Origin of the sequence: Otoolea muris (assembly GCF_943193115.1) — a bacterium.
GTDB lineage: Bacteria > Bacillota > Clostridia > Lachnospirales > Lachnospiraceae > Otoolea > Otoolea muris.
Window position 1 is genome coordinate 132,773 of sequence record NZ_CALPCY010000006.1, and the last position, 11,986, is coordinate 144,758.

9 protein-coding genes are annotated in these 11,986 nt (G+C 53.1%); 4 read left to right on the forward strand and 5 right to left on the reverse strand.

Annotated features, from left to right (window positions below; translation table 11 throughout):
* Positions 1-114 precede the first annotated feature (114 nt).
* Positions 115-1,047: an NAD-dependent epimerase/dehydratase family protein gene (locus tag NFS31_RS06175; protein ID WP_251492658.1), complete on the reverse strand. Its 933-nt coding sequence runs from the start codon at positions 1,045-1,047 to the stop codon at positions 115-117.
* Positions 1,044-2,981 (reverse strand): thiamine pyrophosphate-binding protein, encoded by a 1,938-nt coding sequence (locus tag NFS31_RS06180; protein ID WP_251492660.1) that lies wholly within the window; start codon positions 2,979-2,981, stop codon positions 1,044-1,046. Before NFS31_RS06180 ends, NFS31_RS06175 begins: the two co-directional genes overlap by 4 nt.
* 297 nt (positions 2,982-3,278) lie before the next feature.
* Here NFS31_RS06180 and NFS31_RS06185 point away from each other — a divergent pair, with 297 nt between their 5' ends.
* The 4 genes from NFS31_RS06185 (at position 3,279) to NFS31_RS06200 (ending at position 7,975) form a co-directional block, all read left to right on the forward strand.
* Positions 3,279-3,974, forward strand: a complete 696-nt coding sequence (locus tag NFS31_RS06185; RefSeq protein ID WP_251492661.1) for an HAD hydrolase-like protein — start codon at positions 3,279-3,281, stop codon at positions 3,972-3,974.
* 26 nt (positions 3,975-4,000) lie between these two features.
* Positions 4,001-5,644 (forward strand): aldolase catalytic domain-containing protein, encoded by a 1,644-nt coding sequence (locus NFS31_RS06190; RefSeq protein WP_251492663.1) that lies wholly within the window; start codon positions 4,001-4,003, stop codon positions 5,642-5,644.
* A gap of 289 nt (positions 5,645-5,933) precedes the next feature.
* Positions 5,934-7,298: an N-acetylmuramoyl-L-alanine amidase family protein gene (locus NFS31_RS06195; RefSeq protein ID WP_251492665.1), complete on the forward strand. Its 1,365-nt coding sequence runs from the start codon at positions 5,934-5,936 to the stop codon at positions 7,296-7,298.
* Positions 7,299-7,570: 272 nt separating this feature from the next.
* On the forward strand, positions 7,571-7,975 hold the full coding sequence (locus NFS31_RS06200; RefSeq protein WP_251492667.1) for a teichuronopeptide: 405 nt from the start codon (positions 7,571-7,573) through the stop codon (positions 7,973-7,975).
* A 71-nt stretch (positions 7,976-8,046) separates the two neighbouring features.
* Here NFS31_RS06200 and NFS31_RS06205 read toward each other — a convergent pair whose 3' ends face one another.
* The 3 genes from NFS31_RS06205 to NFS31_RS06215 all read right to left on the reverse strand — a co-directional run bounded on the left by NFS31_RS06205 (position 8,047) and on the right by NFS31_RS06215 (position 11,769).
* Entirely contained in the window at positions 8,047-8,193 is a 147-nt protein-coding gene (locus NFS31_RS06205) for a hypothetical protein (RefSeq protein ID WP_251492669.1), read from the reverse strand.
* Positions 8,194-8,506: 313 nt separating this feature from the next.
* Positions 8,507-9,895 (reverse strand): chain-length determining protein, encoded by a 1,389-nt coding sequence (locus tag NFS31_RS06210; RefSeq protein WP_251492671.1) that lies wholly within the window; start codon positions 9,893-9,895, stop codon positions 8,507-8,509.
* 23 nt (positions 9,896-9,918) lie between these two features.
* A complete protein-coding gene (locus tag NFS31_RS06215; protein ID WP_251492673.1) occupies positions 9,919-11,769 on the reverse strand; it encodes a polysaccharide biosynthesis protein in 1,851 nt (616 codons plus the stop codon).
* Between the last annotated feature and the right edge of the window lie 217 nt (positions 11,770-11,986).

An 11,986-nucleotide genomic window follows, 5' to 3' on the forward strand; every position in this document is an offset into this window, starting at 1 on the left:
CCGCCCTTCGGCCTCCTGCCGCCGCACGCAGCGCGGTCCGCCATCGCGCATCGTAAACACACATTTTCAGAAACTGTAACCTATATTCTAACCGCCTTTCCTCTATTTGACAACCTACAATTTTCTTAACATATTACGGATTCCTTGCTCAAATCTTATTTTTGGCTCCCATCCCGTCACTTTCCAAAGTTTCCTGATATCCGGGATTAGATTGACCGCGCCCTCGGCGTTCGGGGGACAAAGGCCGTACGCCATGCTTCCCTTCCGGCCGCAGAGTTCATACATCTGTTCCACAAACCCGCGCAGAGGCCCCGTCTCATCCATGGGGCCCGCCAGATTATAGACGCACCCGAAATCCGAAAGCGTTCCCTCAAATTCCGTTAAGTCAGCAAGCGCCCGCGCCGCATCATCAATATACAGAAAATTCCATTTTTGCGTACACGCCGAAAGCTCCATCCGGCCGCCCTCTGAAAACGTGCCGAGGCAGGACGACACCAGGGACCAGGGATGATCCCCCGGCCCGTACACGCTGAAAATCCGTATATGGCCGTAATCCATGGAATGCAGCCTGCAAAGCTCCTTCGCCTCCCGGAGCACCGCAAGCTTCGCCTCCCCGTAAAAGGAGGTCGGGCGGCACGGCGTCTCCTCGTCTGTCAGGCAGTCATGGACGCCGTACTCCGCCTGGGAGCCTGTAAAAAGGAACCTCTTACAGCCCAGAAGGGCCGCAGTCCGCACCGCCCCCAGCGCATCCCTCACGCTCTCCCTCTGAATCTCTTCCTTTCCCCGGTCGCCGCTCCCCGCTCCCCGCCAGCCCATGTGCAGAAACACATCGCACGGTTCCTCAATCCATTCTGTCAGACGCGAAAGCTCCCCTAAATCCGCCTCTAAAACCGTAAGCCTCTCCGGAAAAACGCCGTTCTCCTTTAAACGATCCGCCTTCACGGAATGCTCGCGAAGTACCGCGCAGACCTCATGGCCGCGGCGCAGAAGCTCCCTCACGGCCCCTGCGCCCACGAAGCTCGTCGCTCCTGTCGCTACAATCCTCATTCCTTCATCCTCACTCTCGGGATCAGCATATTTTTTTCCATCTCCTCATCCGGAAGGAAGGGAGCCAGATCCTCCAGCGGCGCGGAAACCATGCTTCCGTCCGGCAGCTTCTTTGACGCGGACTTGGGCTCAAAATTCTGATCAAGCGTCACAAACACCTCGCAGATCACCGGCCCCTCAATCGCCAGCGTCTCCTCTGCCTTTTCCCCGATCTCCTCATTGCTGCGGATGGACACATAGGGAAAGCCATAGGCCCAGGAAAGCTTTTCCATGCTCGGGAACGTCAGATCCCCGCTGTCAGCCCCGATCCCCACAAGCGGCTCCCCGAAAAAGCTTTTCTGCGTCTGCCGGATCGAATGATAGCCCTCATTATTGATGATAAATATCTTGATCGGAAGCTTATAACCGATCACGGTCTGTAACTCCTGCAGATTCATCTGAATGCTCCCGTCCCCGGTCACAAGCACGATGTCCTGCGACGGCTCGGCCACGCTGGCCCCGATCGCGGCCGGAAGCCCGTATCCCATGGAGGCAATGCCGGAATTGGAAATAAAGCGCTGGCCCTTTTTCATGATATTTCCATGGCCGCAGACCACATTCGCCGAGCCGTTTCCAACCACCACGATCTGGCCCTCATTCAGCCTCCGGCTCATCTCATACGCAAACGCGTACACATTCGCCTGCGTCCCGGTTCCTCCCTCCAAATGGCGCGGCAGCACCACCGGATAATCCCGCTTCCAGCCCTGGCAGCGCTTTACCCACTCCTCCTGGGCCGCCCGGCATTCTTCCCTTATCGGCGCGGCGCCCTCCGGCGTCCCCTCCGCGTCCAGAACCTCCTCCATCACGCTCAGAAGATCCTCCACGCAGGCGTGAACCGGCATATCCACATGAAGCGTGGGCTTCTTGAGCTCCTCCGCGTCAATGTCATTTGCTATCACATACGCCTCCCTGGCCCATGTGGTATAATAATATCCGACCTGGCGGAAGCTTAAACGGCTCCCCAGAGAGAGCACAAGATCACTGTTCTGGATCGCAAAATTCCCGGCGCGATCCCCCACATTTCCCCCTTTTCCCACATACAGGGGATGCTCGTCATAGATGCAGTCAATACTGTCCGCCCCGGTGGCCACCGGAATCCCCAGCTTATCGACCACGCGCAGAAACACCTCATGCGCGCCCGCGATCCGGATCCCGTTCCCGGCATTGATCACCGGGCGCTTGGAAGCCCTGACCTTCTCTATGATCGCCCGCGCCGTCTCCTTCGTCACCCTCCCGGGAAGAAGCTCGCGCCGCTCCCCCTTCCCGGCCTCATCCTCCGCAGTCTCCGCCCCCGAAGGCGCCGCCCAGCCGGTTCCCCCGGCCTCATAGTCCTCCCTGTCAAAGCCTGTCAGCTCATCGGTTTCGATCAGCGCAGCCTGCACGTTCAGGGGGATATCCAGCCACACCGGCCCCGGCCTCCCGACGCGCGCCAGATAAAACGCCTTCTCCAGGCAGAACCGGATCCGCATGGGATCAATCACCATCTCACAATACTTCGTCATATTGGCCACAGACTTCGTGATATCAAACTCCTGATCTCCCATAGCGCGAAGCGCAAGCCCTGTACTGCGGGCCGATGTATCATACCGCACCTGCCCGGAAATCACCAGCATGGGAATCGAATCCATATAAGCCCCCGCCACCCCGGTCATCGCATTGATCCCTCCCGGGCCGGTCGTCACACAGACCGCCGCCATCCGGTTATGGATCCTCGCATAGCTCTCCGCCGCCATGGCGCTGGCCTGCTCGTGATGGTTATACATGCAGGAAAGCCCCTCCTGATGCCCAATCGCGTCATTCAAATGCATCGCGCCGCCGCCGGTGATCATAAAAACATTCGTTATGCCTTCCTCTATCAGCTTCTCCGCCAGATAGTTGGAAACCTTTTTTTGCATGGTTTTTAGTCCTTTCTTCTTTAAACTGCTGTATGTTATTTGGGAATGTGCTTTTAAATATGCATAGTATAGCATATTGTGGGGGGAGCTACAAGACGGAGATGGAAGAACATCAGAGGGGGGGAGCGTGAGGAGGGAGCGGGGTTCCGTTGAATATAAAAGCTGCCCGCGGCGGCCCCTCACGATCCTCCCCCGGCCAGCCCTCCCCTAAAAAACGTTAGGTATTGTTTTTTCTCCACTTTTTCTCTATAATTGGCATATCAAACCACACAAACGAATCTCAGGAGGAACAAAACCATGATTACAGATAAATCCACCCCCCGCTACCGCGGAATCATTTTCGATCTGGACGGCACCCTGATGAATACGGAAGAAGGCGTTCTCTCCAGCGTCCGCTATACGACACAGAGGATGGGCTACCCGCCTTTAAGCGACGACGTTATGCGCACCTTTATCGGCCCGCCTGTGAAGCATTCCCTGATCCGCTGCTATGGCCTGAATGAGGAAGAGGCCACGGCGGCCACGGAGGTCTTCCGCGATCACTATAAAGACTATGATCTCTTAAAGGCCGTTCCGTATGACGGAATCCTTGCGCTCCTTGAAAAGCTTAAGCGGGAGGGCTATCTCGTCGGCGTCGCGACTTTGAAGCGGACGGATTATGCGCTTACGCTGCTTGAGCATTACGGGATCGCCGCTTACTGCGACAGCATCTGCGGGAGCGATTCTGCGAACAAGCTTGGAAAATGCGATGTGCTGCGGCTCTGCCTTAAAAAGCTGGGACTTTCCTGTGAGGAAGGGGTTTTGATCGGCGATACGTCCCTGGACGGGGCGGGGGCGGCGCAGGCGGGGACTGCGTTTATCGGCGTCACCTATGGCTTCGGCCCTTCTTCGGCCGGGGATTGGGAGGAGTTTTGCCCTGTTTTTGTGGCAGAGACGCCTCAGGCGATAGGGGCGTATCTTGATTCTCTGCGCCGGCCGGCTCTGCGGGACTGACGCAGCGTGGGAAAGGAGATGTGGATATGAGACAGAAACAGTTAAAGCTTCTGGACTGCACCCTGCGCGACGGCGGCTTTGTCAATGACTGGAATTTCGGGCATGCGAATATTGTCAATATCTTTGAGCGGCTGATCAGCTCCGGCGTGGACGTGCTGGAGATTGGGCTTTTGGATGAGCGGCGTCCGTTTGACAGAAACCGGACCATTATGCCGGACACCGAAAGCGCGGACCGTATTTTTGAGCGTCTGGACAAGAGCGGCGCCATGATCGTGGGCATGATCGACTATGGCACATGTCCGATCAGCCGGCTTTCTCCCTGCGCGGATTCGTTTATTGACGGCATCCGCGTTATCTTTAAAAAGCATGTGATGGAGGAGGCCATTGATTTCTGCAGGCAGGTGAAGGAGCTTGGATACGAGGTGTTTGTGCAGGCTGTGTCGATCACCAGCTATACGGATCCCGAGCTTCTGCGGCTTATAAGCCTTGTCAATGCCTTGAACCCTTACGCGCTGTCGATTGTGGACACGTATGGGCTGCTGCACCAGGATAACCTGCTGCATTATTTTGACCTTCTCAACCAGAACCTGCATCCGGAAATTGCGATTGGCTACCACTCCCACAACAATTTCCAGCTCGCGTATTCCAACAGCATTGAAATCATCCGCGAGCCGGCGGAGCGGCTGATCCTGATTGACGCCTCGCTCTACGGTATGGGAAAGAGCGCCGGGAACCTTCCCATTGAGCTCATTTCCATGTACATGAATGACAACTGCGGGAAACGCTATGACATCAGCCAGATGCTGGAGGCCATTGACATCAATATCATGCCTGTGTTCCGTCAAAACCCCTGGGGGTATAACCTGTTTTACTATATATCCGCCTCCAACCACTGCCATCCGAACTATGTGCGGTTTCTCATGGACAGGCATACGCTTTCGCTCAGGGCGCTGAACGCCATTTTAAATGCCATTGCCCCGGAAAAAAAGCTCCTTTATGACAAAGAGCACATCGAACTGCTGTACCGCGACTACCAAAGCCGGGAATGCCGCGACGAGGACGCGATTGCGGAATTATCTGAAGCGCTTGGCAATCGTCCGCTCCTTCTTCTGGGCCCCGGGAAAAATATGGAGCTCCAGAGGGAACGGGTTCTGTCTTATATACAGGAGCGCTCCCCTGTCATCTTGGCTGTCAATTACATTCCAGAGGACATCGCGATCAGCTACGCGTTCCTGACCAACTCCAGGCGCTATGTGCAGCTTGAAAGCCGCCTGCTCGACATCGCCGCGGGCTGCGGCGCGCCGGTGCGGATCATTGCCACCTCCAATATCACCAATGTCCGCGCTCCCTTTGACTACACCTTAAACTACAGCGCGCTCATTGACCCGGACGCGGAAATCATTGACAATTCCTTTGTTATGCTTTTAAATGTCCTCGTCCGGACAGGCGTAAAAGAAGCCGCCTGCGCCGGTTTTGACGGCTACACCGTCCACGGCGACAATTATTTTAATGCCAGCATGGACTACCAAATCGCGCGCCAGAAGGCGGACAGTATTAACCAATACGTGAGCGCTATGCTAAAGCGCCTCCAGGGCGTCCTTAAACTGCATTTTCTTACAGACACCCTGTATCAGCCGCAGGCAGGCGTTCTGGCGCAGCCGCCGTCATAATCCGGGACGCCCAAACTGCTGCCATATGCCGCCATACGGAATGCCGGACATCCCATAGAAATTGACATCCTCTTCAGGGCCTTCTCACGCCGCTGCCCGGTAACCCCTCGTAGCCGTTCAGGCAGCCTGAACGGCTACAGCCCCTCCCACTTTTCTCCCAGTCATCCGCTTCCATTCCTTCCATCAACCTGCACTGGATTTTTCCCCGCATTATACGCTATAATCACAACCGTAATGCAACGATGGATTTTCGGCCAGGCATTCATCACACAAAAAGGAGAGATTATTTATGCGTAAGCAAACAACAATTTTGGCTGTATTATCCGCTGCGGCAGTAATGGCGGCAGCTACACCCACCATGACAGGTTTCACCGGAGTCCACACCGCGATGGCGGCGTCAGAGGGCTGGGTGGAAGAAGACGGAAGCTGGCACTATTATGACGAAGACGGCTATCAGGAGAGCAACACCTGGAAGAAAAGAGGCGGCGACTGGTACTACCTCAATGACGACGGCGAGATAGCGGTCAATCAGAGAATCGACGATTACTTCGTGGACAGTGAAGGCCGGATGGTTAAGAACCGCTGGATCTCCGCTGACAGCGACGAGACATACGATACCCCCGACTCCCCTTCGGTCGGAAGCTGGAACTACTTTGGAAAGGACGGAAAAATCACGCTGTCCAAATGGCTGACCATCGACAATAAGACCTACTACTTCGATGAAGACGGCCTGATGATGACAGGGCTTCTCGAACTGGACGGCTCTGCTTATTATCTCGGGGATGAAAATGACGGCGCCCGCAAAACGGGCTGGGTTCTCTTAGAGGAGATCACACAGGATACGGACGATGAAGAAATCTGGAGCTATTTTGACGAAGACGGAAAAATGGTCGTAAACCAGATGGATCGCAGAATCGACAATAAATATTACACCTTTATCGACGGAAAGATGCAGACCGGATGGGTCAATATGGCGGAGGCCGGCTTTATCGCTTTCGCAAAACCGGCGGCGGAGGGCGAAACACAGGTTGTTTCCTTAAACGATTTCCGCTACTATGACAAAGAGAACGGCGGCGGCCGCGCTTCCGGCTGGCTCACAATCGAAGGTGCTCCCGGGTTCAGCGATCCGGATGAGGAATATACCTTCTACTTCAAAAACGGCGAGCCCTATTTCGGAGAAAACGGTACGGAGATTTTCACCATCAGCTCCAAGCGCTACGCGTTCAATGAGAACGGTGAAATGCAGACCGGCAAGCAGACCATAACCGACAAAAACGGAAACGCCGCCAACTACTATTTTGACGAAAACGGCGTAATGCAGACCGGCAAGCAGACCATTTATGACGAGGATCTGGAAGAGAACCAGACCTGGTACTTCAGCACAGGCGGTTCCTCCAAGGGACAGGGCTTCCACGGCGAGCGCGACAATCAGGTTTATGTATATGGCCTCTTAAAGAAAGCCGATCCGGAGCTCCGCTATGAGCCGGTTACCATTGGCGAAAAAACTTACCTTGTAAACACCAGCGGAAAAATCCAGCAGGCGTCCGCAAGTTCCACCTCCTCTTCCAGACCGGAACTGGGCAAGGGCTTTAAGGACATCAAAGATGCAAATGATACAATCTGGACTGTTGACAGTTCAGGAATCATCCAGTAAGATATTACTATCATCCGTTCAAAGATACCGTGCGCTGCCCCTTCGGGGCAGCCGCGGTATTTTTTTCTGAAAACACAGACCGCCAGATCTATTGCGCCGTTTCATCTGTCATATCTGCCGAACTCGCTGCATAGAATATAAAATATAGAAAATTTAAAAATCCTGTCACATTTTTCCATTTCAAACGTTTATATTATTGTGGGGGTTTGTTCCTTTGAGGGAACGTACCATAACGCCCTTTTATTATTATTAAATGAACAGGAGATAAATCAATGCGAGAATTAACCGTTTACTATTGTAAAAAGTGCGGCCGGTACGGCTTTTATCAGGTTGCCAGAAATGCAGTGTGCCCTGTGTGCCAGATTCCGATGAGCATATTTCCCATGAGTTATCAATATTTTATGGATTTAGACTATACACTGCGGGATCAACTGATTTCAGAACAGATCGCGGGTATCCCCGCAGCCGCCCCTTCCGTTGTGCAGCGTATTACTGAAGAGGACAGGAAAAATAACAGCCGGGGAGACGTTGCCGGTATGAAGGCGCAATATGACGCCCTCGTATTAGAAAACCGGCAGCTCCATCAGAAGAACGCCGAACTGGAGGAAACCATTGTCTGGATGCATGATATGATCTGGGATCTGACGCTGAAGCTGCGCGAAGCGCCGCGCCCATAATCCCTTAAATAAAGAAGCGGCCGGAGAAGCATTATAATCACCAGGCCTCTCCCGCCCTCACTTTTAATCCTTCAAGTCTTTTCACTGGTAATATAACGGCTAACAAGGAGATTCAAACTTTCTTTCATCTGGACTACTGTGTCGAATAACATCTCCACATCTGCGCGCAGCTTTGCATTTTCTTTTTCAAGAACTATAATTCTGTTATCCTCCTCCATACCATGGCCTCCTTCACTGATATGTAAATAAACACTTATATTTATAATATATTTCCAGGCAAAAGAAAAGCCTGTTCCCACCGCAAATTTCGACACAAAGGAGCCCTGGGAAATTCGGACAGGGAGGGAGGCAGCTTACCCCGCCCGCCGGCGCCCGTGTGCAAACGAGTAGGGAAGGTTCCTTCCCCTACTCGCCGCGCCGGGCGTCCGTCAGCTTGCTGACATATTTCCGTTGGACGCCCGTGTGCATAAAAAGCCCCGGATAAGCGCTGTAAGCGCCATCCCGGGGCCACCCTGATTCCCAATTTTCGTTTTAAAGAACGATACAGCCGATAACCTTCTTCCCAAGGCTCCTGATCACATCCAGCTCCTGCTCGATCTCTCCAAAGCCTGACTTATTTCTCTTCTCAACAACAATCACCGCGTCGCAGGAAGCCGCCTTTTTGATCGCCTGGGCATCTCTCCCCAGATTGCCTCCTACCGAAAGCGTAACTCCGTTTAACAGCGGCGCTAAGCCGTCCTGAACCATTTTGATCGCCTGATCGGCAACCGTTCCGACTAAGAGCACATTCCTCGAATCCTCTATGTAATTACCGGCATTGGCCGCCGCAACCTCAAAGGTCTGGGCATCCGCAAGCTCCCGCTCCGCCGTGCCCTCCATGCGGTCAACCAGACGGTCAACAAATGAGAACAGGCGCTTTTTCTCCTGCCTGCGGAACACGCCTAATACCATGATGCCGTAGCGGCGCTTTAATTCCTTTTCATTGACCAGCTTATCGCTCATCAGGAATACGACGCAGATGAAGAATACAACCATAAACACGCCTAACACGCCGCCCAAAAAGGCATATTTTATAGAGCTCTTTAAAATGCTTCTCTTGCTCAGCAGCGTGTTTGCCGGCTCCTCTAACTCCTCCAGCTCCTTTGTCTTGTCCTTTAAGCTGGTGTCAAGCGAATCCATGGTGCTGGTAAAATCCTTCTGCTTCTTCTCCAAATCCAAATCCACGGTAACAAGCAAAGATTCATCCACGATATTAATATTATGCTCGCCTATCGCCGCCGTCAGCTTCTCATGGGACATCTCGATGCTGCCCTTGATGTAGCGCATCACGTCCGCGGCCCGCTTTTCCGTATCTGCGATCACGATAATATCAAACATATTGTTTGCGTAATCCGGCTCAACCTTTACAAGCTCCTTCAGATAGCGGATTCCGATTTTATTTTTCAGCCTGCTGATGACGTAATTGTACATATCGCCGTTCTGCACAATCGACATATAGCCCTTTAAAATGCTGGTCGCCGTATTCGGGTTCTGATAAAGCATCCCCGGCATAATCTCATAATCCGTGGAAATATAGAAGGTCGCCGACTCCATATATTCATCATACGGATTGATGTTCAAAAGAATCGACTCATCCTTATACTTCTGCTGGCTTTCAATATTTTCCTCAATATTGGCCAGCTCCTTTTCAAGACGTTTCTTCGTGGCATTATACTGATCCAGGCTCGCCTTGTACTCCTCCTGGTTCTGCTTCACGTACTCCTCATCCTTAAGCTGGTTTAAGCCCTTAAAGATCTTAAAGCCGCCCAGCAGCAAAGCAAACACGATCGCAAGCAGGACAATCGGGCGCCATTTTCTCAAAACAGCAAACATCAGATCCTTCAAATCAATTTCCTGCTCATACTCTCTTCTTGGTTCCATGAAATAAAATTCCTCCTGCATTTTTACTTTTTTTGCACATAGGTTGGGACAATCTTACGCACAGCGGCCTTAATCGCATCCCCGTCGCGGTTCGCCTCCTCATAAAGCACGTCCAACTGGCGTTTAAACAGCGCCTCGTCAAAATCGATCGGCTTGCCGATATGGATCAGGCGGTTCGGAGTATCCAAAAGCCCCTCCTCGTCCATCAAAAGCTCCTCATAAAGCTTTTCTCCCGGACGCAGGCCGGTGAATTCAATCATGATGTCCTGATCCGGCACATAGCCGGAAAGGCGTATCAGATTCTTGGCCAGATCCAGAATACGGACCGGCTCTCCCATATCCAGGACAAAGATCTCCCCGCCCTTTGCATAAGCCCCGGCCTGCAGAACCAGGGAAACCGCTTCCGGAATCGTCATAAAATAGCGGATAATGTCGGGATGCGTGACCGTAACCGGCCCCCCGTCCAGTATCTGCTTTTTAAACAGCGGAATCACCGAACCATTGCTCCCCAGCACATTGCCAAAACGAACTGCCACAAAATCCGTCTCTGACTCCTTGTTCAGCATCTGCACAACCATCTCGCACATCCGTTTGGAAGCGCCCATGATGTTCGTCGGGTTCACCGCCTTGTCCGTGGAGATCAGGACAAACCGTTCCGCCCCGTAATGGCTGGCAGCCTTAGCCGTCTTATATGTACCAAACACATTATTTTTAATCGCCTCATTCGGGCTGTCCTCCATGAGGGGCACATGCTTATGCGCCGCCGCGTGATAGACGATCTGCGGCCTGTACCGCTCAAAAATCGTGTTCATCCTGTGCGTATTCCGGACCGAGCCAATCAGGACAAGCAGATTCAGCTCCGGATAGCTGCGCTTTAGCTCCTGCTGTATATCATAAGCGTTATTCTCATAAATATCAAGGATAATTAACTGTTTTGGGTTATGGCTTGCAATCTGGCGGCAAAGCTCGCTTCCGATCGACCCCCCGCCTCCGGTCACAAGAATCACCTTATTGCTGACATATCCCATGATCTCATCCAGATTCACCCGGATCGGCTCCCGCCCGAGCAGATCCTCAATCTGAACCTCCCGAAGCTTGGAAACGCTGACGTCGCCGTTCAAAAGCTGGAAAATACCCGGGAGGAGCTTAATCTGGCAATTCGTCTCACGGCAGATCTCCAAAATCTTCTTGATCTCCATCGCCGGAGCCGACGGTATAGCCACATAGATCATATCGATCCGGTATTTCTCTGCAAGCTGCAGAATATCATACCGGTTTCCCGCAATCGGAACGCCGTTCAAAAACTTCCCTATCTTATTCTTGTCATCATCGGCAAAGCAGATCACCTTTCCGTGGGCAAAGCGGCTCGTCTCCAGCTCCTTTAAAATCACGGAACCCGCCGTCCCTGCCCCGACAATCATAATGCGGCCCCCGCTTTTCTCACTGTAACGCCGAAACAGCGTATGATAAATGCGGTACGACAGCCGCACCATCCCCACGCAGCCGGTCAGAATGATGAAGCTGATCGCAAAATAGCTCCGCGGCACCACAAGCTGCAGCATCGTCATGCCCGCAATCTGGCAAAGGCTTGCCATCACACAGGCTGCCACAATATTGCAGACCTCCCGCACGCCGGCAACGCTCCACATGGAAGAATACATCCTGGACAGATAGAAAATCCCCACTGTAATCAGGGTGTAGAAAATCGCATACCGCAGCACCGAATCCGCATAATTTTCCGGGATCGAGCGCAGCCGCATATCAAAACGCATCCATAATCCCATAAAGCTGCTGAACTGGATCACACAGATGTCCACCAGCATCAAGACAACCATCCTGAGTTTTTTATCCCGAGGCATCATTTTTTTCAACATCGTACTCTTCCTGCAATTTCTCCTTTATCGAATGGATCCATGCGGATCAGCCTCCGCCGAACCGCTTGTCATCTGTGTCCACAGAAGCGCTCTGCTCCGTCTGCCCTGCGCTCTGAGCCTGGCCGTCCGTCCCTGTGGAATCAGCCTGCTTTGCGCTCTCAGCCTGGCTGTCCGTCCCTGTGGAGTCAGCCTGCTTTGCGCTCTCAGCCTGGCTGTC

What these genes read in the sequence shown, in the direction of transcription:
- NFS31_RS06175 (WP_251492658.1), bottom strand. Translation starts at nt 1,047, where the DNA reads ATGAGGATTGTAGCGACAGGAGCGACGAGCTTCGTGGGCGCAGGGGCC.
- NFS31_RS06180 (WP_251492660.1), bottom strand. Translation starts at nt 2,981, where the DNA reads ATGCAAAAAAAGGTTTCCAACTATCTGGCGGAGAAGCTGATAGAGGAA.
- NFS31_RS06185 (WP_251492661.1), top strand. Translation starts at nt 3,279, where the DNA reads ATGATTACAGATAAATCCACCCCCCGCTACCGCGGAATCATTTTCGAT.
- NFS31_RS06190 (WP_251492663.1), top strand. Translation starts at nt 4,001, where the DNA reads ATGAGACAGAAACAGTTAAAGCTTCTGGACTGCACCCTGCGCGACGGC.
- NFS31_RS06195 (WP_251492665.1), top strand. Translation starts at nt 5,934, where the DNA reads ATGCGTAAGCAAACAACAATTTTGGCTGTATTATCCGCTGCGGCAGTA.
- NFS31_RS06200 (WP_251492667.1), top strand. Translation starts at nt 7,571, where the DNA reads ATGCGAGAATTAACCGTTTACTATTGTAAAAAGTGCGGCCGGTACGGC.
- NFS31_RS06205 (WP_251492669.1), bottom strand. Translation starts at nt 8,193, where the DNA reads ATGGAGGAGGATAACAGAATTATAGTTCTTGAAAAAGAAAATGCAAAG.
- NFS31_RS06210 (WP_251492671.1), bottom strand. Translation starts at nt 9,895, where the DNA reads ATGGAACCAAGAAGAGAGTATGAGCAGGAAATTGATTTGAAGGATCTG.
- NFS31_RS06215 (WP_251492673.1), bottom strand. Translation starts at nt 11,769, where the DNA reads ATGTTGAAAAAAATGATGCCTCGGGATAAAAAACTCAGGATGGTTGTC.